The following is a 22,321-nucleotide window of genomic DNA, read 5'->3' as shown; positions in this document are numbered from 1 at the left end:
CCTTGATGAATCCGTCCAAGCGTTTTGCCCTCGTGGCGGGTGAGACGTCGGGCGACCTGCTCGCCGGTCTGTTGCTGGGTGGTGTCCGGCAGCGCTGGCCCGATCTTCACTCGTTCGGCATCGGTGGCCCGCAGATGGTGGCGCAGGGCTTCGACCCCTGGTGGCCCAGCGAGAAGCTCGCGGTGCGTGGGTATGTCGAGGTGCTGCGCCATTACCGCGAGATCGTGGGCATCCGTGCCGAGTTGCAGCAGCGCTTGCTGACATCGACGCGCCCCGATGTGTTCATCGGCGTGGACGCACCCGATTTCAATCTGGATCTGGAAGCCAACCTGAAGTCGGGGGGCATTCGCACCGTGCACTTCGTCTGCCCGTCCATCTGGGCCTGGCGCGCGGACCGGGTCGACAAGATCCGGCGCAGCGCCGACCACGTGCTCTGTATTTTTCCGTTCGAGCCCGAGCTGCTGGCGCGGCATGGCATTGCGGCGACCTACGTCGGCCATCCGCTGGCCAATGTGATCCCCATGGAGCCAGACCGCGCGGCAGCGCGCGCCCAGTTGGGCCTGCGCGAGGAGGACGCGGTGGTCGCCATCCTGCCGGGCAGTCGCGCGTCGGAGGTGCAGTACCTGGTCGCCCGTTTTTTTGAAGCGGCCGTGCGGCTTCGGCGCGAGCGCCCGGGGATTCGATTCGTGGTGCCGGCGGTGCCAGCGCTGCGCGAGCGCATCGAGGCCGCGGCCCGTGCCGCCGGGCTGGATGGCGCGTTGACGGTGATCCCAGGTCAGTCGCACACCGCGCTGGCCGCCTGCGATGTGACGCTGATCGCCAGCGGCACCGCCACGCTGGAGGCCGCGCTGTTCAAGCGGCCCATGGTGATCGCCTACAACATGAACTGGCTCTCGTGGCAGATCATGCGGCGCAAGCAGCTGCAGCCCTGGGTGGGCCTGCCCAACATCCTGTGTGGCGAATTCGTGGTGCCCGAGCTGCTGCAGGACGCGGCCACACCCCAGGCGCTGTCGCGGGCGGTGCTGGACTGGCTCGACGCACCTGCGAAAATCGCATCACTCCAGCAGCGATTCACCGACCTGCACCACACACTGAGACGAGACACCGCCCAACTGGCCACCGATGCGATCGAACAAGTTCTTGAAGGCTGAACAGGCCCCGCTGATCTGGGACGTGCCCGGACTGCTCGCGGGCGTGGACGAGGCCGGGCGCGGCCCCCTGGCCGGGCCGGTGGTGGCCGCCGCCGTGATCCTGGACGACCGCTCGCCCATCAAGGGTCTGGCGGACTCCAAGCAACTGACCGCATTGCGCCGCGAAAAACTGTATGACGAAATCCGCGCCAAGGCGCTGTGCTGCAGTGTGGCGCAGGCCTCGGTGGAGGAGATCGACCAGCTCAACATTCTCCAGGCCACCATGCTGGCCATGCGCCGGGCGGTCATGGGCCTGCGCCTGAAGCCGGCCAAGGTGCTGGTGGACGGCAACCGGCTGCCGACACTGGACGTGCTGGCCGAGGCCATCGTGTCGGGCGATGCGCTGGTGCCGTCGATTTCGGCCGCGTCCATCCTGGCCAAGGTCACGCGTGACCGCCTGTTGTGCGAGCTGCACCTGCAGCACCCCGAGTACGGATTCGACCAGCACAAGGGCTACGGAACGGCGCAACACATGCAGGCCTTGCGGGTGCATGGCGCCCTGGCTGTGCATCGGCGCTCGTTCGCGCCGGTCGCGCGTGCCTTGGTGGTGCCCGCAGCGGACGAGGGCGGTGAGCCATGACGGCATCGCCCCTGGCCATCACTTCGCGCGACAACCCTCTGCTCAAACGCCTGCGCCTGCTGGTGCAGGATGGCACCGCCTACCGAAAGCAAGGCCAGGTCTGGCTGGAGGGGGATCACCTTTGCCGGGCCTTGCTGGCGCGCGGGCAGCGTCCGCTCACCGCGGTGTTCACCGAATCCTTCTGGCCGCAGGCCCCGCACGACCTGCGCGATGCCACCGATCACGTGGTCACCCTGCCCGACGCCCTGATGGCAGGCATCAGCGGGCTGGAGTCGCCCGCCGGCGTGGGCTTTGTCTGGTCCTTGCCGCCCGGCTTGGCGGTGCAGGGCGGCACGGCCACCGTGGTGCTGGACCGCCTGCAGGACGCGGGCAATGTGGGCTCCATCCTGCGCAGCGCCTCGGCTTTCGGTTTTGGTCAGGTGCTGGCCCTCAAGGGCACTGCCGCGCTGTGGTCGCCCAAAGTGGTGCGTGCCGGCATGGGGGCGCATTTCGGGCTGCGCTTGATCGAAGGCCTGGCAGCGGACGATCTCGCGGCGCTGGACGTGCCGATGCTGGTGACCAGTTCCCACCAGGGCGACTGGCTGCATCAGGCCCGGCTGCCGTGGCCCTGCGCCTGGGTCCTGGGTCACGAAGGGCAGGGCGTGGGCGAGGCCCTGATGGCCCGTGCCGGGGCTTTCGTGCGCATTGCCCAGCCCGGCGGAGAAGAGTCGCTCAACGTGGCCGCCGCCGCCGCCATTTGCCTGCACGCCAGCGCAGCCGGATTGGCTTCGTGACCCGTCGGTCGATTGACCGACCCGGGCTATAATTCCACGGTTTACCCGCAATCAGCGCAACCCTGCGCGCCCCGGCTCACCACCCCAGGTTTTTGCTCCGTTTCTGCCCCGGCTCCGGCCGGCGCGAGGCGGGTGCGAGGCCTGCGCGGCACCTGCCGCCGGCGCGAAGACGTTGCCGCCCCACTCTGGAGAATTCCGTGCTTCCCGTCCACCCGAAAGCCCTTCTCGCGCTCGCCGACGGCACGGTCTTTACAGGCGTTTCCATTGGCGCCACCGGTCAGACCACGGGCGAGGTGGTGTTCAACACCTCGCTCACCGGCTACCAGGAAATCCTCACCGATCCCAGCTACTGCCAGCAGATCGTCACGCTGACGTATCCGCACATTGGCAATACCGGCGTCAATGCCGAAGACGTGGAAGCCAGCCGCGTCCACGCCGCTGGCCTGATCATCAAAGACCTGCCTCTGCTGGCCTCCAACTTCCGCAGCAACGAAACGCTCTCGCAGTACCTTCAGCGCGAAGGCACCGTGGCCATCGCCGACCTCGACACCCGGGCGCTCACGCGCCGCCTGCGCACGCATGGCGCGCAGAACGGCTGCATCCTGGCCCTGCCGGCCGGCGAAGCCATCACCGAGGCGCACCGCGCCCAGGCCCTGGCTGCGGCCAAGGCTGCGCCGAACATGGCCGGCACCGACCTTGCCAAGGTGGTCTCGGCCACGGCGCCTTACGCCTGGACGCAGACCGAGTGGCAACTCGGCTTCGGCTATGGCGAGCAGATCGCGCCGCGCTTCCACGTGGTGGCCTACGACTTCGGCGTGAAGTACAACATCCTGCGCATGCTCAGCGAGCGGGGCTGCAAGATCACCGTGGTGCCGGCGCAGACGCCAGCCTCCGACGTGTTCAAGCTCAAGCCCAACGGCGTGTTCCTGTCCAACGGCCCTGGCGACCCGGAGCCTTGCGACTACGCCGTCGCCGCCACGCGCGAGATCATCGAAGCGGGCGTGCCGACCTTCGGCATCTGCCTGGGCCACCAGATCCTGGCGCTGGCCAGTGGGGCCAAGACCTTCAAGATGAAGTTCGGCCACCACGGTGCCAACCACCCGGTGAAGGACCTCGACAACGGCCGCGTGAGCATCACCAGCCAGAACCACGGCTTCGCGGTCGACGAAAAGACCTTGCCCGCCACGCTGCGCGCCACGCACGTGAGCCTGTTCGACGGCACGCTGCAAGGCCTGGCACGCACCGACCAGCCGGCCTTCTGCTTTCAGGGCCACCCCGAGGCATCGCCCGGCCCGCACGACATCGGTTACCTGTTCGACCGTTTCATCGACCTGATGCAGGCCCGCGTGCCCGCCACCGCCTGAGCCGGCGCACATCCCCAGCGAACCATGCCCAAAAGAACCGACATTCAAACCGTCCTCATCATCGGCGCCGGCCCGATCATCATCGGCCAGGCCTGTGAGTTCGACTACTCTGGCGTGCAGGCCTGCAAGGCCCTGCGCGAAGAGGGCTACCGGGTCGTGCTGATCAACAGCAACCCCGCGACCATCATGACCGACCCGGCCACGGCCGACGTCACCTACATCGAGCCCATCACCTGGCAGACGGTCGAGAAGATCATCGCCAAGGAACGCCCGCTGGCCCAGGGTGGCTTCGCCATCTTGCCGACCATGGGCGGTCAGACCGCGCTGAACTGCGCGCTCGACCTCTGGCGCAACGGCGTGCTCGCCAAATACGACGTGGAGCTGATCGGCGCCACGCCCGAGGCCATCGACAAGGCCGAAGACCGCCTGAAGTTCAAGGACGCCATGACCAAGATCGGTCTGGGGTCGGCGCGCTCGGGCATCGCGCACAGCATGGAAGAGGCCTGGGGCGTGCAGAAGACCGTCGGCTTCCCGGTGGTGATCCGCCCCAGCTTCACGCTGGGCGGCACGGGCGGCGGCATTGCCTACAACCCGGAAGAGTTCGAGACCATCTGCAAGCGCGGCCTGGAAGCCTCGCCCACCAACGAGCTGCTGATCGAAGAGTCGCTGCTCGGCTGGAAAGAGTACGAGATGGAAGTGGTGCGCGACAAGGCGGACAACTGCATCATCGTCTGCTCGATCGAGAACCTGGACCCCATGGGTGTGCACACCGGTGATTCGATCACCGTGGCGCCTGCCCAGACGCTGACCGACAAGGAATACCAGATCCTGCGCAACGCTTCGCTGGCCGTGCTGCGCGAGATCGGCGTGGACACCGGTGGCTCCAATGTGCAGTTCTCCATCAACCCGAAGGACGGCCGTATGGTCGTCATCGAGATGAACCCGCGCGTCTCGCGGTCTTCGGCGCTGGCGTCCAAGGCCACCGGCTTCCCGATCGCCAAGGTGGCCGCCAAGCTGGCCATCGGCTACACGCTGGACGAACTGCGCAACGAGATCACGGGCGGCGCCACGCCCGCGAGCTTCGAGCCCAGCATCGACTACGTGGTCACCAAGATCCCACGTTTCGCGTTCGAGAAATTCCCCACCGCCGACAGCCGCCTGACCACGCAGATGAAGAGCGTGGGCGAGGTCATGGCCATGGGCCGCACCTTCCAGGAGTCGTTCCAGAAAGCCCTGCGTGGCCTGGAAGTGGGCGTGGACGGCATGAACGAGAAGACGCAGGACCGCGAGACGCTGGAGCGCGAACTCGGCGAACCCGGCCCGGACCGCATCTGGTACGTGGGCGACGCGTTCGCCGCCGGCTGGACGCTCGAAGAAGTGCACCAGTTCACCAAGATCGATCCCTGGTTCCTGGTGCAGATCGAAGAGATCGTGAAGATCGAACTCGCGCTGGAAAAGACCAGCCTCGACGCGATCGACGCCGACACGCTGCGTGGCCTGAAGAAGAAGGGCTTCTCCGACCGCCGCCTGGCCAAGCTGCTCAAGACCAACGACCAGGCCGTGCGCGAGCGCCGCATCGCCGAGAACATCCGCCCGGTCTACAAGCGCGTGGACACCTGCGCGGCCGAATTCGCGACCGACACCGCCTACCTGTATTCCACCTACGAAGGCCATGGCGACGGTGAGTGCGAGGCCGAGCCGACCAACAAGAAGAAGATCATGGTGCTGGGTGGTGGTCCCAACCGCATCGGCCAGGGCATCGAGTTCGACTACTGCTGCGTGCACGCCGCGCTCGCCATGCGCGAGGACGGCTACGAGACCATCATGGTCAACTGCAACCCCGAGACCGTGTCGACCGACTACGACACCAGCGACCGCCTGTACTTCGAACCCCTCACGCTGGAAGACGTGCTGGAGATCGTGGACAAGGAGAAGCCGGTGGGCGTGATCGTGCAGTACGGTGGCCAGACGCCGCTCAAGCTCGCGCTGGGCCTGGAGGCCGCAGGTGTGCCCATCATCGGCACCAGCCCGGACATGATCGACGCGGCCGAAGACCGCGAGCGCTTCCAGCAGCTGCTGCACACCCTGGGCCTGCGCCAGCCGCCCAACGCCACCGCCCGCGCCGAACCGGAGGCGCTGGAGAAGGCGGCTGCCCTGGGCTACCCGCTGGTGGTGCGCCCGAGCTATGTGCTCGGTGGCCGCGCCATGGAGATCGTGCACGAGCAGCGCGACCTCGAGCGCTACATGCGCGAGGCCGTCAAGGTCAGCAACGACTCGCCCGTGCTGCTAGACCGCTTCCTGAACGATGCCATCGAGTGCGACGTGGACGCGGTGCGCGATGCCACCGGCCGCGTCTTCATCGGCGGCGTCATGGAACACATCGAACAGGCCGGCGTGCACAGCGGTGACTCCGCCTGCTCGCTGCCGCCGTACTACCTGAGCAAGGCGACGGTCGATGAGCTCAAGCGCCAGACCGCCGCCATGGCCGAAGGCCTGAACGTGGTCGGCCTGATGAACGTGCAGTTCGCGATCCAGGAGGTGGAAGAGAACGGCGTGAAGAAGGACGTGATCTTCGTGCTCGAAGTGAACCCGCGTGCCTCGCGCACCGTACCCTTCGTGTCCAAGGCCACGGGCATCCAGCTGGCCAAGGTGGCGGCGCGTTGCATGGCCGGCCAGTCGCTCGACCAGCAGGGCATCGGCGCCGAAGTGACGCCGCCGTACTTCAGCGTCAAGGAAGCGGTGTTCCCGTTCGTGAAGTTCCCCGGTGTGGACACCATCCTCGGCCCCGAGATGAAGTCCACCGGCGAGGTGATGGGCGTGGGCAAGACCTTTGGCGAGGCCTTCGTGAAGAGCCAGCTCGGCGCCGGCACCAAGCTGCCGACCTCGGGCAAGGTCTTCCTGACCGTGAAGAACAGCGACAAGCCGCGCGCGGTGGAGATCGCGCGCCAGCTCGTCGAGATGGGCTTCTCGCTGGTCGCCACGCGCGGCACGGCGGCGGCCATCGCCGCCGCTGGGGTCGCGGTGCAGACGGTGAACAAGGTCACCGAGGGCCGCCCTCACATCGTCGACGCGATCAAGAACGGCGACATCGTGCTCGTCATCAACACCGTGGAAGAGCGCCGCAACGCCATCGCCGACTCACGGGCCATCCGCACCTCGGCCTTGCTGGCGCGCGTGACCACGTTCACCACCATCGCTGGCGCTGAAGCCGCGGTGGAGGGCGTGCAGTACCTGGACAAGCTGGGTGTGATCTCGGTGCAGGAGATGCACGCGCAACTCTGAGGCTGGCCCGCGCATCGGCTCGGCCGATGCGTGTGGACACCGCTTTCTTTCGCGGCATAATGCCCTTTCATGAACACCGCCGAGCGGCAACGCCCGGCGGTTTGCTTTTGTGCCGGCGCAGAGCCGGAAGCAGTAGGAGAACATCACAGTGGCCACCATTCCGATCACCAAACGCGGCGCCGAAAAACTCAAGGAAGAGTTGCAGCGCTTGAAAACCGTGGATCGCCCCTGGGTGATCAACGCGATCGCCGAGGCGCGCGCGCAGGGGGACCTGAGCGAGAACGCCGAGTACGACGCCGCGAAAGACCGCCAAGGCTTCATCGAAGGCCGCATCGCCGAAATCGAAGGCAAGCTCTCGGCCGCGCAGATCATCGACCCGGCCGCACTCGATGCGGGCGGCCGTGTGGTGTTCGGCGCCACGGTGGAGCTGGAAGACGAAGACAGCGGCGCGGCCGTGACCTACCAGATCGTGGGCGAGGACGAGGCCGATCTCAAGCTGGGCCTGGTGAACATCAGCAGCCCGATCGCGCGCGCGCTGATCGGCAAGGAAGAGGGCGATGTGGCCGAAGTGCAGGCGCCGGGTGGCACCAAGCGCTTCGAAATCGTCGCGGTGCGTTACGCCTGATAGGCCATGCCACTGCACCGTGTTTCCATCTTCATCGCCGCGCTGTGGTGGGGTGGCATCACGGCGCTGAGTTTTCTCGCGGTGCCGACGCTGTTCGCCCAATTGGGCAATCCCGCCGTGGCGGGGCCGGTCGCCGCCAAGCTCTTTTCCCTGCAGTGTTACGCAGGCCTGTTGCTGGGCCTGGCGCTGCTGGTGATGTTGCGGCGCGGCAATGAGCAGGGTGGCCCGCCCAATGGTGCCACCATGACCACGCTGGGCATCGTGGTGTTGGGCATGTTGCTGGCGCTGCTGCAGGAATTCGGTGTGGCGCAGAACATCGTCACCGCGCGCGCCAGCGGCGGCAACCTGCGCCTGTGGCATGGCGTGGGCACCGCCATGGTGCTGGGCCAGTGGCTGTGTGCCGGTGCCGTGCTCTGGCGCTTGAGCACGGCACCGGCTCGCTGAGGCCTCAGGCCGCCAGACGCTCGGCCGACTCCAGCGTATTGACCATCAGCATGGTGATGGTCATGGGGCCCACCCCGCCGGGCACGGGCGTGATCCAGCTGGCCACTTCCTTCACGCCGTCGAAATCCACGTCACCGCAGAGCTTGCCTTCGTCGTTGCGGTTCATGCCCACGTCGAGCACGACGGCGCCGGGTTTGACCATGTCGGCCGTGAGCACATTGCGCTTGCCCACGGCCGCCACGATCACGTCGGCCTGCAGGGTCAGGGCTTTCAGGTCCTTGGTGCCGCTGTGGCAGATGGTCACGGTGGCGTTCTGTTGCAGCAGCATCAGGGCCATCGGTTTGCCCACGATGTTGCTGCGCCCGATCACCACCGCGTGCTTGCCCTTGAGCTCGCAGCTGATGCTCTCCAGCATCTTCATGCAGCCATAGGGCGTGCAGGGCCAGAAGCCGGGCATGCCGGTCATCAGAGCGCCCGCGCTGGCGATGTGGAAGCCGTCCACGTCCTTGGCCGGAGAGATCGCTTCAATCACCTTCTGGGCGTCGATGTGGGCGGGCAGGGGCAGCTGGACCAGGATGCCGTGAACCGTCGCGTCGTGGTTGAGCGCATCGACCCGCGCCAGCAACTCCGCTTCGCTGAGGGTGGCGGGCCAGCGCTCCAGCACCGAGTGCATGCCGGTGTCTTCGCAGGCCTTGACCTTGTTGCGCACATAGACCTGCGAGGCCGGGTTCTCGCCGACCAGGATCACGGCCAGGCCCGGCGTGATGCCTTTGGCCTTGAGGGCGGTGACGCGGGCGCTGACGTCGGCGCGCAGTTGGCGGGAGAGGGCATTGCCGTCGATGAGTTGGGCGGTCATGGCTGGAGAGTGTCTACGGTTGAAATGCAAACGCCCGCCGGGAGAGCGGCGGGCGTTAGGGGGAATGGGTGTGGCTGATGAAGGGGTTCAGGCCTTGGCCGGGGTCTGCCCCAGCGCGATCTTGAGCAGGTCGGCCACGGTGTTGGCGCCGAGCTTTTCCATGATGTTGGCGCGGTGCGCCTCCACCGTCTTGATGCTGATGCCCAGGTCGTCGGCGATCTGCTTGTTCAGCCGGCCGGCGACGATGCGTTCGAGCACCTGCGCCTCGCGGCTGGTGAGCTTGGAGAGCAGGGCATCGCGGCTGACCGCCTGCTGGTGGGTGGCGAAGGCTTCGCGCGCGTGTTCGAGCATGCGCTCGACCAGGGCCACGAGCTGGTCTTCCTTGAAGGGTTTCTGGATGAAGTCGAGCGCGCCGCGCTTCATCGATTCCACCGCCATGGGCACATCGCCGTGGCCGGTGATGAAGACGATGGGCAGGGGCGACTGGCGCTCGATCAGGCGTTCCTGCAGTTCCATGCCGGTCATGCCGCCCATGCGGATGTCGGCGATCAGGCAGGCCACTTCGCGTGCGTCGTAGCGGCTCAGAAAGGCTTCGGCCGATTCGAAACATCGGACCCGGAAGTCCTTGCCTTCGAGCAGCCATTGCAGAGAGTCGCGCACCGCCTCGTCGTCATCGACCACGTAGACGCTGCCTTTTTTGGGGATCAAACTCATCTCGCTCTTTCAGTGTCCGTCAGCGGCTCTGTGGCGGGCCCGGCCGCGGCGCTGAGATTCTGCAGCCGAGAGATCACGGGGATCCAGAAGCTGAAGCAGCAGCCCACCACCTCTTCACCATTGTAGATGTTCTGAACCTGCATCCGGCCGTGGTGCGATTCGACGATGCTGCGGCACAGTTTGAGGCCGATGCCCATGCCTTCGCTCTTGGTGCTGTAGAAGGCTTCGTAGATGCGCTCGATCATTTCGTCGGGCACGCCATTGCCCGAGTCGCGCACCGAGAACTCCACCACGTCCACGTCGTCCAGGCGGCGTGGCCCGACGCGCAGCTCCACATAGCGTTCGCCCGGTGCGCGCCCCGCTTGGGCGATGGCTTCGCCCGCGTTCTTGAGGAGATTGATCAACACCTGCTCAATCAGGATGGGATCGACCATGAGATTCGGCAAGCGCGCGGCCACGTAGGGTGAGAGGCGCACCTGATGCCGGCGCAACTCGATGTCGGCGAGTTCGATCGCGTTGCTCACCATCTGTGCCACGTCGGACAGCGTGGGATTGGGTTCGCTGCGCTTCACGAAGGCCCGGATGCGCTGGATGATCTGCCCCGCGCGCTGGGCCTGGCGCGAGGTCTTCTCCAGCGCGCCCAGCAACTCGTCGGTGGTGATGCGCTGCTCGGTCACGCGCGAGATCATGCCGTTGCAATAGTTGGTGATCGCGGTCAGCGGCTGGTTGAGTTCGTGCGCCACGCTCGATGCCATCTCTCCCATGGTGATCAAGCGGCTCGCGGTCTGCGCGCGCTCGGCCTGGCGAGAGGCTTGTTCTTCCGCGTAGCGGCGGGGCGTGATGTCGCTGGCGATCACCATCTGGGCGAGCCGGCCGTCGACCCAAGTGAGGTAACGCGTGCGCACCTCCAGCCAGCGGTCCAGTTCTTCCACGAACACTTCCGCGTTCTCCGCGCCAGCGTCGGTCAGCGTTTCGGTGGGCATGCCGGCGAAGGCGTCCACGGCATCCCCGTCGTCGGGGCTGGGGGAGGGCTGGTTGCCGGCCAGATCAACCAGGTGGCGGTGCCCCTGGCCGCGGGTACCGAACCACAGGCGGTACATCTTGTTGGCGAACAGCATCTCGTCGCTGCCCAGGGGCGCGACCGAGACCGCGGAGTCCAAAGACTCCAGCACCGTGGTGAAGCGTTCGTAGGAGGCCGAAAGCTCCTCCCGGATGCGCTTGGGCTCGGTGATGTCGGTCATGGACGTCATCCAGCCGGTCTGGTGACCCTTGGGGTCGATCAGGGGCGAGACGTACATGCGCGCGTCGAAGATGCTGCCGTCGCGGCGCTTCACATGCACCTCGAAGCCACCGGGCGTGGAGCGGCCACGCAGCTCGTCTTCCAGGCGCGCGGCGAGTTGATCATGTTCCTCTTCCGGCCAGTAGGGGAAGGGCGCGGTGCGGCCGACAAGCTCGCCTTCGGTCCAGCCGGTCATCGAGCAGAAGGCCGGGTTGACGTAGGTGATGCGCCCCTGCATATCGAGGGCGCGCATGCCGGTGAGCATGGAGTTTTCCATCGCGCGGCGGAAGTTGGTCTCGGCCACCAGCGCCTGCTGCGCCTGCACGCGGCGGCGGGTGTGGCGCCAGGTGCCGAGCAGCATCCAGACCGTGAGCGCGGAGAGTGCGCCGATGACCCAGAAGAAACCACTGCCCACGATGTCCTGCGAGGTGCGGTAGCCCTGGGCTTTCAGGATCAGGCCGTTGCCCACCGGCGAGACGGGCACCTCGTGCTCCAGCGGCGGGTTGGACCACGGCAGCAGGCGCAGCACGCTGGTGGGTGTCTGCAGGCTGCCGGCCAGCACGCGGCCGCGGTCGTCCACCAAGGCCACGGCATAGCGGGCCATGATTTCCGGCGGGATGCCGAAACGCATCAGCCCGTCGACCGAGTACTCGCCCATGATGGTGCCGGAGAAGCGGCCTTGCTCGCTCAGCGGCACGTGCAGCATCAGCGTGGAATTGCGCGCGTCCTCGCCCAGCGGGCGCGAGTAGATGGGTTGGCGCAGGTCCCGGGCCAGGTCGAAGGAGCCGTCGGTTTCGCCGGCCGAGAGCACCGTGCCCACGGGGCGCACCAGCGCCGCAGGCGCGCTGGGCGAGGCGTAGGTGGCCAGCACGTTGCGACGGCCATCGATCCAGCTGATGGCCAGCATCTCGGGGAACTGGCTCACCAGGGATTCGACCTGGAACTCGAACTCCTCGCTCTCGATCTCCTTGTTGCCTACTTCACGGGCCAGTCGCATGAGCTGCTCCTGCCGTTCGAGCAGGCGCAGGCGCAGGCGCTGCTGGGCGTACTCCACGTCGCGCGTGACGGCCTCCTGTTCGCGTTCGAGTTCCTCGTAACGCAGGTAGGTGATGGCGACCACGATGGCCGAGAGGAACAGGAGCACGGCCAGCAAGGGGCCGAGGGTGGCGAAGCGATCCTGGCGGGACGGCGGCAGGCGGCGCCACCAGCGCTTCCACCAGACGGCCTGGGCAGGCGGGCTGTTGGGTGGCGTGGTTTGGGGCAGGGGAATCATGAACCCGAGAGTCTACGTGAGTGGGTGCTCCACGCCCTTCGGAGGGGCTGGAGAAACGCGTGTTTTGTCGCGCCCAAGGCCCGTCTCGTCAACCGTTTAAATTTTCACAATATAAAAACATAAAGCATATGTTGAAAATGAAAAGCTTTTGTGGAAAAATCAGTGACAGTGCGGATGGACCTCCGTAAGCTCGATTCAAACCAACAGGAGACAACAATGTCAGCGAATGACGCTCTCAATGCCCGTGGTGCCGCCGATGCGGATTCCCAGGAAACCCGTGAGTGGATGGAGGCGCTGGCCGCCGTCATCGAGCGTGAGGGCCCCGAGCGCGCGCACTTCCTGCTCGAACAGCTGCTGGAAGAAGCCCGCCAGCACAGCATCGACCTGCCGTTCTCGGCCACCACCGGTTACGTCAACACCATCGAGCCCAACCAGGAAGAGCGCTGCCCGGGCAACATCGAGATCGAAGAACGCCTGCGCGCCTACATGCGCTGGAACGCCATGGCCATGGTGGTCAAGGCCAACCGCCACAACCCCGAGGACGGGGGCGACCTGGGCGGTCACATTGGTTCGTTCGCCTCGCTGGCCCACATGTTCGGCGCCGGCTTCAACCACTTCTGGCATGCCGAGAGCGAGAACCACGGCGGCGATTGCCTCTACATCCAGGGCCACGTGTCCCCCGGTGTGTACGCCCGCGCCTACCTGGAAGGCCGCCTGACCGAAGAGCAGTTGCTCAACTTCCGCCAGGAAGTCAACGGCAAGGGGCTCTCCAGCTACCCGCACCCCAAGCTCATGCCCGAGTTCTGGCAGTTCCCCACGGTGTCCATGGGCCTGGGCCCGCTGATGGCGATCTACCAGGCGCGTTTCCTGAAGTACCTGCATGCCCGTGGCATCGCCAACACCGAGAACCGGAAGGTCTGGGTGTTCTGCGGCGACGGCGAGATGGACGAAGTCGAGTCGCTTGGCGCCATCAGCCTGGCCGCCCGTGAAAACCTGGACAACCTGATCTTCGTGGTGAACTGCAACCTGCAGCGCCTGGACGGCCCGGTGCGCGGCAACGGCAAGATCATCCAGGAACTCGAAGGCGAGTTCCGCGGCTCCGGCTGGAACGTGATCAAGCTGCTGTGGGGCAGCGAGTGGGACTCGCTGCTGGCGCGCGACAAGGACGGCGCGCTGCGCAAGATCATGATGGACACGGTCGACGGCGACTACCAGTCGTTCAAGGCCAACGACGGCGCCTATGTGCGCAAGCACTTCTTCGGCCGCGATCCCAAGACGCTGGAGATGGTCGCCCACCTGAGCGACAACGACATCTGGAACCTCAAGCGTGGCGGCCACGACCCCCAGAAGGTCTATGCGGCTTATCACAAGGCGGTCAACCACAAGGGCCAGCCCACCGTGCTGCTGATCAAGACCGTCAAGGGTTTTGGCATGGGCAAGGCGGGCGAGGGCAAGAACACGGTCCACCAGACCAAGAAGCTCACGGACGAGGACATCAAGATCTTCCGCGACCGCTTCAACCTGCCGATCCCGGACAGCGAACTCTCCAAGATCCCGTTCTACAAGCCGGCCGAAGACACGCCGGAAATGAAGTACCTGCACGAGCGCCGCCAGGCCCTGGGCGGCTACCTGCCCAAGCGCCGCGTGAAGGCCGACGAAAGCTTCACCGTGCCTTCGCTCGACACCTTCAAGGCCGTGCTCGACCCGACGGCCGAAGGCCGCGAGATCTCGACCACGCAGGCCTATGTGCGTTTCCTCACCCAGCTGCTGCGCGACCAGGCCCTGGGCCCGCGCGTCGTGCCCATCCTGGTGGATGAAGCCCGCACCTTCGGCATGGAAGGCCTGTTCCGCCAGGTCGGCATCTACAACCCGCACGGTCAGCAGTACACCCCGGTCGACAAGGACCAGGTGATGTACTACAAGGAAGACAAGGCCGGCCAGATCCTGCAGGAAGGCATCAACGAAGCCGGCGGCATGAGCAGCTGGATCGCGGCGGCCACGAGCTACAGCACGAGCAACCGCATCATGGTGCCGTTCTACGTGTACTACTCCATGTTCGGCTTCCAGCGCATCGGCGACCTCGCCTGGGCGGCGGGCGACATGCAGGCGCGCGGCTTCCTGCTGGGCGGCACCTCGGGCCGCACCACGCTCAACGGCGAAGGCCTGCAGCACGAAGACGGCCACAGCCACATCCTGGCCGGCACGATCCCGAACTGCATCAGCTACGACCCGACCTTCGCGCACGAAGTGGCGGTGATCCTGCACCACGGCTTGAAGCGCATGGTGGAGAAGCAGGACAACGTCTTCTACTACCTGACGCTGCTCAACGAGAACTACCCCATGCCCGGCCTGCAGCCCGGCACGGAGGAGCAGATCATCAAGGGCATGTACTACTGCAAGCAGGCGCCGGCCCTCAAGAAGGACGCGCCCAGCGTGCAACTGCTGGGCAGCGGCACCATCCTGCGCGAAAGCATCGCCGCGCAGGAACTGCTGGAGAAGGACTGGGGCGTGAGCGCTGGTGTGTGGAGCTGCCCGAGCTTCAACGAACTGGCCCGCGACGGCCAGGACGCCGACCGCTGGAACCTGCTGCACCCGGCCGAAACGCCGCGCGTGCCCTTCGTGGCGCAGCAGCTGAGCGCCACCACCGGCCCGGTGATCGCGTCCACCGACTACATGAAGAACTACGCGGAGCAGATCCGCCCCTTCATTCCCAAGGAGCGCACGTACAAGGTGCTGGGCACGGACGGTTTCGGCCGCAGCGATTTCCGCAGCAAGCTGCGCGAGCACTTCGAGATCAACCGCCACTACATCGTGGTCGCCGCGCTCAAAGCCTTGAGCGAAGAGGGCAAGCTGCCGGTGGCCAAGGTGGCCGAGGCGATCAAGAAGTACGGCATCAACGCCGACAAAGTGAACCCGCTGTACGCGTAATCCGGAGACAAGAACATGGCACTGATTGATGTGAAGGTCCCGGACATCGGGGATTTTGATGAAGTGGCGGTCATCGAACTGCTGGTAAAGGTGGGTGACACGGTCAAGGCCGAGCAGTCGCTGATCACGGTCGAGTCCGACAAGGCCTCGATGGAGATCCCTTCCAGCACGGCCGGCGTGGTCAAGGAACTCAAGGTCGCGCTGGGCGACAAGGTCAAGCAGGGTTCGGTGGTGCTGGTGCTGGAGGCGGCGGGAGAGGCCGCAGCCGCTTCGGCCCCGGCGGCGGCCGCACCGGCGGCAGCCGCTGCACCGGCCTCGGCCCCTGCGGCACCGGCTGCCGCGCCTGCGGCGGCGCCCGCTGCGGCCGCCGGCCCGGTGGAGGTGCGTGTGCCCGACATCGGCGACTTCAAGGACGTCGCGGTGATCGAGGTGCTGGTCAAGCCCGGCGACAAGATCTCGGTGGAGCAGAGCCTGATCACGGTCGAGTCCGACAAGGCCTCGATGGAAATCCCGTCCTCGGCCGCTGGCGTGCTCAAGGAGCTCAAGGTCAAGATCGGCGACACCGTGAACATCGGTGACCTGCTGGCGATTCTGGAAGGCGCCGCTGCCGCCGCAGCGCCGGCGCCCGCCGCCGCACCGACGGCCGCGCCCGCGGCACCTGCTGCCGCAGCGGCAGCACCCCAGGCCGCCACGGCATCGGCGCCCGCCGCCGCCGCACCGGCCCACAACCCCACCGCCACGGCCCCGCTGGGCCTGCCCCACGCCTCGCCCTCGGTGCGCAAGTTCGCCCGTGAACTCGGTGTGCCGCTGGAAGAGGTCAAGGGCAGCGGTCCCAAGGGCCGCATCGTGCTGGACGACGTGCAAGGCTTCACCAAGGCCGTGATGGCCGGCGCCATGCAGACCAAGGCGCAGGCGGCCAAGGCCCCGGCCGGCGGTGGTGGCGACGGCGCGGGCCTGGGCCTGATCCCCTGGCCCAAGGTCGACTTCGCCAAGTTCGGCCCGATCGAGCGCAAGGAGATGGGCCGCATCAAGAAGATCAGTGGTGCCAACCTGCTGCGCAACGCGGTCATGATCCCGGCGGTCACCAACCACGACGACGCCGACATCACCGACCTCGAAGCCTTCCGCGTGTCCACCAACAAGGAAAACGAGAAGAGCGGCGTGAAAGTCACCATGCTCGCCTTCCTGATCAAGGCCTGCGTGGCCGCGCTCAAGAAATTCCCCGAGTTCAACAGCTCGATCGACGGCGATGCCCTGATCTACAAGCAGTTCTGGCACATCGGCTTCGCGGCCGACACGCCCAACGGCCTGATGGTCCCGGTGATCAAGGACGCCGACAAGAAGGGCGTGCTGCAGATCAGCCAGGAAATGGGCGAACTCGCCAAGAAGGCGCGCGAGGGCAAGCTGAGCCCGGCCGAGATGAGCGGGGCGACCTTCACCATCTCCAGCCTGGGTGGCATTGGCGGGCGTTATTTCACGCCCATCATCAACGCGCCCGAAGTGGCCATCCTCGGCGTGTGCAAGAGCACCATGGAGCCGGTGTGGGACGGCAAGGCCTTCCAGCCGCGCCTGATGCTGCCGCTCTCGCTGACCTGGGACCACCGCGTGATCGACGGCGCCGCCGCCGCCCGCTTCAACGTGTACCTCGGCCAGATCCTCAGCGACTTCCGTCGCGTGTTGCTGTAAAGGACCACGCAGATGGCACTCATCGATATTCAAGTCCCCGACATCGGCGACTTCGACGAAGTGGCGGTGATCGAGTTGCTGGTCAAGCCCGGCGACACGGTCAAGGCCGAACAAAGCCTGATCACGGTCGAGTCCGACAAGGCCTCGATGGAGATTCCGTCTTCCCAGGCGGGCGTGGTCAAGGAGCTCAAGGTCAAGCTGGGCGACAAGGTCAAGCAGGGCAGCGTGGTGCTGACGCTGGAAGCCGCGGGTGAGGCCGCCGCCGCGTCCGCCGCCAGCGCACCGGCACCCGCGCCACAAGCGGCACCCGCCGCGGCGCCGGCTGCGGCCCCGGTGGCTGCGCCGACCGCCGCCAGCTTCGGCGGCAGCGCCGATCTCGAGTGCGACGTGGTCGTGCTCGGCGGTGGTCCTGGCGGCTACAGCGCGGCCTTCCGCGCGGCCGACCTGGGCCTGAAGGTCGTCATCGTCGAGCGCTACGCCACCCTGGGTGGCGTGTGCCTGAACGTGGGCTGCATTCCTTCCAAGGCGCTGCTGCACGTGGCGGCGGTGATGGACGAGGTCAGCCACATGGCGGCGCTGGGCGTGGAGTTCGGCCGCCCGGTGGTCAACATCGAGAAGCTGCGCGGCCACAAGGAAAAGGTGATCGGCAAGCTCACCGGTGGCCTGGCCGCCATGGCCAAGATGCGCAAGGTCACGACCGTTCGCGGTGTCGGTTCCTTCGTGGGCGCCAACCACCTGGAAGTGGAAGAGACCACGGGGACCACCGGCCAGGAGAAGACGGGCAAGAAGCAGGTGATCGGCTTCAAGAAGGCCATCATCGCCGCCGGTTCGCAGGCCGTGCGCCTGCCCTTCATGCCGGACGATCCGCGCGTGGTGGACAGCACCGGTGCGCTCGCGCTCAAGGAAGTCCCCAAGCGCATGCTGATCCTGGGCGGCGGCATCATCGGCCTGGAAATGGGCACGGTCTACAGCACCCTGGGCGCTCGCCTGGACGTGGTGGAGATGCTCGACGGCCTGATGCAGGGCGCCGACCGCGACCTGGTGAAGATCTGGCAGAAGATGAATGCGCCGCGCTTCGACAACATCATGCTCAAGACCAAGACGGTGTCGGCCAAGGCCACGCCGGCCGGCATCGAGGTGACGTTCGAGAGCGCCGAGCCGGGTGGCACGGCGCCCGCGCCGCAGACCTACGACCTGGTGCTGCAGGCCGTGGGCCGCACGCCCAACGGCAAGAAGATCGGCGCCGAGAAGGCCGGTGTGGCGGTGACCGACCGGGGCTTCATCAACGTCGACATCCAGATGCGCACCAACGTGCCCAACATCTTCGCCATCGGCGACATCGTGGGCCAGCCCATGCTGGCGCACAAGGCGGTGCATGAGGCGCACGTGGCGGCCGAGGTGATCGCGGGTGAACTGCAGGGCAACAAGGAACTGGCCAGCGCGGCGTTCAACGCGCGCGTCATTCCGAGCGTGGCCTACACCGACCCCGAGGTGGCCTGGGTGGGCCTGACCGAGGACCAGGCCAAGGCGCAGGGCATCAAGGTCAAGAAGGGCCTGTTCCCCTGGACGGCCTCGGGCCGCGCCATCGCCAATGGCCGCGACGAAGGCGTGACCAAGCTGTTGTTCGACGACTCGCCCGAGGCCCATGGCCACGGCAAGATCCTGGGCGGCGGCATGGTGGGCACGCATGCAGGCGACATGATCGGCGAGATCGCCCTCGCCATCGAGATGGGCGCGGACGCGGTGGACATCGGCAAGACCATCCACCCCCACCCCACGCTGGGTGAGAGCATCGGCATGGCGGCCGAGATCGCCCACGGCTCCTGCACGGACGTGCCGCCGCAGCGCAAGTAAGCGCCGGGACGCCGGCCAAAGAAGAAGCCGCCAGCCCTCACGGGTCGGCGGCTTTTTTCATGGGCCGCGTTCAGCGAGCCGGGACGCGGCTGGCCAGCGGCGCGCTCCGGTAGTCGGGCAGCAGCTTGCAGGTGTCGCCATACGCGGCCTCGTAGCCCTTGCAGAGTGTGGCCACCGTCTGGGGCGTGGGCTTCTCGTTCTTGTCGATCCAGTTGAGCAGCGCGGTGAACAGCGCGGGGTACTGCGGATCGCTCAGGTAGCTGTGCTCGGACTCGTCGCTGAAGGTCTGCACCAGCAGGTTGCCCTTGCCCGCGCGATCCAGTGTCTCGCGGTAGGCGGAAGAGAGTTCGACGAACGCGGTCGGGTCGTTGACGGCGTGCAGCGAGAGCACGGGCATGTTGATCCGGCCTTCGGGGTCGCTGTCCTTCGCCAGCTCGGCCACGGCCGCCGGGTCGGCGGTGTAGCGCAGCACGCCCGCGTTCAGGGCCGCGTCGTCCGTGGAGCCGGTGTACCGCACGTTGGCGTTGTTGAACGGGTTGCGGTTGCCTAGGCGCAGCTGCGTCAGATCGCGGAACAGCCAGGTCGCCCAGTTGAGGTGGGCGATCAGCGAGCGCTCGGGGATCTTGATGACGTTGACGATGTTGGCGAGGTTGGTCTTCTGCTGTTCGGTGCGTTGCGCGGCGGGCTTGCGCACGCCGGTGCATTCGTCCACGCGGTTGGCCAGTTCGGCGCGCGTGAGCTTGGCGTCCATGGGCAGGCCCTGCCACAGCGGGTACGGGGGCTCGTCTGCCTTCGGGTGGTTCTTGCACACGTACTGGTAGACCACGCGCAAGTCGATCCGGAAGTCGTAAGCGCGGGTGCCGCCGCCCAGCATGCCGCTGGTGAGCAGCATGCCGTCGTAAGGGCCTTTGACCGGTCCGTTGGGGCCGTCCACCGTGGCGTACAGCTCGGCGCCCTTGGCGGCGACCGAGCCGCCGTAGCTTTGCCCGTGCAGGATGGTGCGGCGGGGCGGGCCGAAATGCTTCACGAAGACGCGGCGCACGCGCTCGGTGTCCTCGGCCGCCATGCTCACGCCAAAGCCGCCCCGGCGGTAGGTGGCGCCCGCCCAGGCGTGGCCGGCCTTGACGGTCACGGCCCAGCGTTTGAGGTCTTCCTCGCCGCGCGCCAGCGTGGCCGGGCCGGTGTCGGCGGGGCCGCCATGGGCATGCACCACGAGCACGCCGGTCTCAGGTTTCCACCCGGCGGGCAGGGCGATCCAGTAGAAGCCGCCCAGCCCGTCCTCGCCCGTGTGGCAGGTGGCACCGGCCGGCACTTCGGCGGGGCAGGCGCGGGGCTGAGGGTCGGTGGGCACCTGGGCGATGGCGCCGCCGCTGTGGCCGGCGAGGGCCGCCAGCGCCAGCAGCGCGATGGGGCGAAGGGGCATGAAAGGTCTCCTGTGGTTGTTCGAATCCACGCGGACGATAGGTGCGCCGCCACCCCATGTCAAATATACTGAAACCCGAATTTCAATACCTTTCAGATATGGAAATCAGGCACCTGCGCTACTTCCTGGCCGTCGCCGAGGCCGGCCACATGACCCGCGCGGCCGAGCGCCTGGGCATCCAGCAGCCGCCACTGAGCCTGCAGATCAAGGCACTGGAAAAGGAGCTGGGCGTTGCCTTGTTCCACCGCCATCCCAAGGGCGTGGCGTTGTCGGACGCCGGGCGCCTGTTCGAGCGGGAAGCGCGCCAGCTGGTGGACGACATGGCGGCCATGGAGCAGCGCATGGCGCGCGTGGCGCGCGGCGAACTCGGTGTGCTCCATGTCGGCTTCACCAGCTCCGCCGCCGCGCATGCTTTCACCCCCGAGGCCTTGCGCGCCTGCCGGCGGGCCTGGCCCGGCATCGCACTGTCGATCCGCGAAGACCACGCGGCCGGCATCACCGAGGCGGTGGAGGCGGGGCGGCTGCATTGCGGCCTGATCCGCGTGCCGGTGTCGCAGCCCGAGAGCCTGACCTTCGAGGTGCTGCTGCGCGAGCCGGTGCTGGTGGCGCTGCCCGGCGACCACGCCTTGGCGCGACGCCGGTCGGGCGCGCTGGCGTTGGCGGACCTGCGCGAGGAGGGCTTCATCCTGGTGCGGCAACCCGGTGCCCCGGGGCTGTACGCCAACCTGCTGGCGCTGTGCGAAGCCCATGGTTTTCGTCCGCGCATCGCCGCCGAGGTCGAGCGCATGGTGACCAGCCTGAACCTGGTGGCCGCGGGCGCGGGCATCGCGGTCGTGCCGACCTCCATGAGCGGGCTGCATCCCCACGCGGTGGTCTATCTGCCCTTGCGCGAAGGCACGCCGCTGGATGCGCCGTTGACCCTGGTGTACCGCTCGGCCGAAGCCTCCGGCCCGGCCTCGCATTTCCTCAAGATCGCCCGGGACACGGCGCGCAAGGCCCAGGCGCGCGCGCGACGGGGGCGCACCGTGGCATGAGAGAAGGGCTGTCGCGTCGGCAAGCGATCCCGGCGCTGCTGGCGCTGGCGGGCGTCGTCGGTCCACGGGCCAGCCATGCGCAGCCCGCGTGGCCTTCTCAGCCCTTGCGCATCATCGTCGTGTACCCACCGGGCGGGCTCAGCGATGGCGTCGCGCGTGCGCTGGCCGAGCGCCTGTCGTGGCAACTCGGCGTGGCGGTGCGGGTGGAAAACCGGGGTGGTGGGGGCGGCAGCGTGGGGCTGCAGGCGCTGGCGCGCGCGCCGGCCGACGGACACACGCTGGCCTTCTCGGCGGTCAGCCCCTTGACCCTGCGCCCGCACCTCGGTGCGGTGGGCTACGACCCGTTTCGAGACATCGAGCCGGTGGCCAGCGTGATGTACACACCCGTGCTGCTGGTGGGCACGCCGACCTTCATGGGCCGGGGCTTTGCGGACTTGCTCGCGCAAGCCAAAGCCCATCCAGGCGCGCTGCGCTGGGCCACCTCCGGCCTGGCCACCGCCGGCCATCTGGTGCTGGAACAGGTGCAGCTGGGCAGCAGCGTGGTGGTCACGCACATTCCGTACAAGGGCGGTGGCCAGCAGCTCACCGACGCGCTGGGCGGGCAGTTCGAGTTGCTGTCGACCAACGTGGCTCCGGCGCAACTGGCCCACATCGAGGCCGGTCGTTTCAAGCCCCTGGCCGTGGGCGCGCCGCAGCGCCTGGAGGTCTTGCCGCAGGTGCCCACGTTTGCCGAGCTGGGGTTGCCCCAGGCCAATGTCACTTCGTTGTTCGGCCTGTTCGCGCCGGGTGGGACGCCGCCGCAGGTGCTGGACCGGCTGAATGCGGAAATCAACGCGGCGGTGCAGACGCCCCCCATCCGCGAGCGGCTGCTGGCGTCGGACAACCTGCCCGCGCTCGGCGACCGGCCTTCCTTCGCGCGCCGCATTGCCGAGGAATGGCGCAGCAACCGCCAGCTCAAGGGCGCGAACATCAAGATGGAGTGAGCGTCGGGGCGGCGACGCGGTGGCCGTGATGGC

The 22,321-nt window shown here is 67.1% G+C and carries 16 protein-coding genes; 12 read left to right on the top strand and 4 right to left on the bottom strand.

Annotated features, from left to right (window positions below; genetic code table 11):
• The first annotated feature begins 5 nt into the window (after window positions 1-5).
• The 7 genes from lpxB (at window position 6) to AC1Q9M_RS01695 (ending at window position 8,258) form a co-directional block, all read left to right on the top strand.
• Window positions 6-1,151: a lipid-A-disaccharide synthase gene (lpxB, locus tag AC1Q9M_RS01725; RefSeq protein WP_382324397.1), complete on the top strand. Its 1,146-nt coding sequence runs from the start codon at window positions 6-8 to the stop codon at window positions 1,149-1,151.
• Complete coding sequence (gene rnhB / locus AC1Q9M_RS01720) at window positions 1,123-1,770, top strand: ribonuclease HII (RefSeq protein WP_382158471.1); 648 nt, start codon at window positions 1,123-1,125, stop codon at window positions 1,768-1,770. Before lpxB ends, rnhB begins: the two co-directional genes overlap by 29 nt.
• On the top strand, window positions 1,767-2,543 hold the full coding sequence (locus tag AC1Q9M_RS01715) for a TrmH family RNA methyltransferase (RefSeq protein ID WP_382324399.1): 777 nt from the start codon (window positions 1,767-1,769) through the stop codon (window positions 2,541-2,543). Before rnhB ends, AC1Q9M_RS01715 begins: the two co-directional genes overlap by 4 nt.
• A gap of 197 nt (window positions 2,544-2,740) precedes the next feature.
• Window positions 2,741-3,907: a glutamine-hydrolyzing carbamoyl-phosphate synthase small subunit gene (gene carA, locus AC1Q9M_RS01710; protein ID WP_382324401.1), complete on the top strand. Its 1,167-nt coding sequence runs from the start codon at window positions 2,741-2,743 to the stop codon at window positions 3,905-3,907.
• Between the two features lie 24 nt (window positions 3,908-3,931).
• Window positions 3,932-7,189, top strand: coding sequence for a carbamoyl-phosphate synthase large subunit (carB, locus tag AC1Q9M_RS01705; RefSeq protein ID WP_492432120.1), 3,258 nt, complete (start codon window positions 3,932-3,934; stop codon window positions 7,187-7,189).
• 148 nt (window positions 7,190-7,337) lie between these two features.
• Window positions 7,338-7,814 carry a transcription elongation factor GreA gene (gene greA / locus AC1Q9M_RS01700; protein WP_382158465.1) on the top strand — a complete coding sequence of 159 codons (477 nt, stop codon included), beginning with the start codon at window positions 7,338-7,340 and terminating at the stop codon, window positions 7,812-7,814.
• 6 nt (window positions 7,815-7,820) lie between these two features.
• Window positions 7,821-8,258: a DUF4149 domain-containing protein gene (locus tag AC1Q9M_RS01695; protein WP_382324403.1), complete on the top strand. Its 438-nt coding sequence runs from the start codon at window positions 7,821-7,823 to the stop codon at window positions 8,256-8,258.
• A 4-nt stretch (window positions 8,259-8,262) separates the two neighbouring features.
• Here AC1Q9M_RS01695 and folD read toward each other — a convergent pair whose 3' ends face one another.
• From folD to AC1Q9M_RS01680, 3 genes are all read right to left on the bottom strand, one after another.
• The gene (gene folD, locus AC1Q9M_RS01690; protein WP_444686413.1) at window positions 8,263-9,114 is read right to left on the bottom strand and encodes a bifunctional methylenetetrahydrofolate dehydrogenase/methenyltetrahydrofolate cyclohydrolase FolD; all 852 of its coding nucleotides are present in this window, start codon (window positions 9,112-9,114) and stop codon (window positions 8,263-8,265) included.
• Window positions 9,115-9,201: 87 nt separating this feature from the next.
• Window positions 9,202-9,828, bottom strand: a complete 627-nt coding sequence (locus AC1Q9M_RS01685; RefSeq protein WP_291119523.1) for a response regulator transcription factor — start codon at window positions 9,826-9,828, stop codon at window positions 9,202-9,204.
• Window positions 9,825-12,380, bottom strand: a complete 2,556-nt coding sequence (locus AC1Q9M_RS01680) for a PAS domain-containing sensor histidine kinase (protein WP_444686414.1) — start codon at window positions 12,378-12,380, stop codon at window positions 9,825-9,827. Before AC1Q9M_RS01680 ends, AC1Q9M_RS01685 begins: the two co-directional genes overlap by 4 nt.
• Window positions 12,381-12,596: 216 nt before the next feature.
• Between AC1Q9M_RS01680 and aceE the strand changes: the two genes are divergently transcribed.
• Genes aceE through lpdA form a run of 3 tightly spaced genes read left to right on the top strand, consistent with a single transcriptional unit; the run spans window position 12,597 to window position 18,848 of the window.
• Window positions 12,597-15,308: a pyruvate dehydrogenase (acetyl-transferring), homodimeric type gene (gene aceE / locus AC1Q9M_RS01675; RefSeq protein WP_382324405.1), complete on the top strand. Its 2,712-nt coding sequence runs from the start codon at window positions 12,597-12,599 to the stop codon at window positions 15,306-15,308.
• A gap of 15 nt (window positions 15,309-15,323) precedes the next feature.
• Window positions 15,324-16,994, top strand: a complete 1,671-nt coding sequence (gene aceF, locus AC1Q9M_RS01670; RefSeq protein WP_492432116.1) for a dihydrolipoyllysine-residue acetyltransferase — start codon at window positions 15,324-15,326, stop codon at window positions 16,992-16,994.
• 12 nt (window positions 16,995-17,006) lie between these two features.
• Window positions 17,007-18,848, top strand: coding sequence for a dihydrolipoyl dehydrogenase (gene lpdA, locus AC1Q9M_RS01665; protein WP_492432114.1), 1,842 nt, complete (start codon window positions 17,007-17,009; stop codon window positions 18,846-18,848).
• 70 nt (window positions 18,849-18,918) lie between these two features.
• Here the strand turns inward: lpdA and AC1Q9M_RS01660 are convergent, their stop codons facing one another.
• Entirely contained in the window at window positions 18,919-20,271 is a 1,353-nt protein-coding gene (locus AC1Q9M_RS01660) for an alpha/beta hydrolase (RefSeq protein ID WP_492432112.1), read from the bottom strand.
• Window positions 20,272-20,369: 98 nt separating this feature from the next.
• Here AC1Q9M_RS01660 and AC1Q9M_RS01655 point away from each other — a divergent pair, with 98 nt between their 5' ends.
• Complete coding sequence (locus tag AC1Q9M_RS01655) at window positions 20,370-21,305, top strand: LysR family transcriptional regulator (RefSeq protein WP_382324411.1); 936 nt, start codon at window positions 20,370-20,372, stop codon at window positions 21,303-21,305.
• Window positions 21,302-22,288, top strand: a complete 987-nt coding sequence (locus AC1Q9M_RS01650; protein WP_492432110.1) for a Bug family tripartite tricarboxylate transporter substrate binding protein — start codon at window positions 21,302-21,304, stop codon at window positions 22,286-22,288. Before AC1Q9M_RS01655 ends, AC1Q9M_RS01650 begins: the two co-directional genes overlap by 4 nt.
• Window positions 22,289-22,321: the final 33 nt, after the last annotated feature.

This window comes from Hydrogenophaga sp. GW823-FHT04C09, from assembly GCF_058796355.1.
This window is presented reverse-complemented; position numbering and strand designations above follow the sequence as displayed.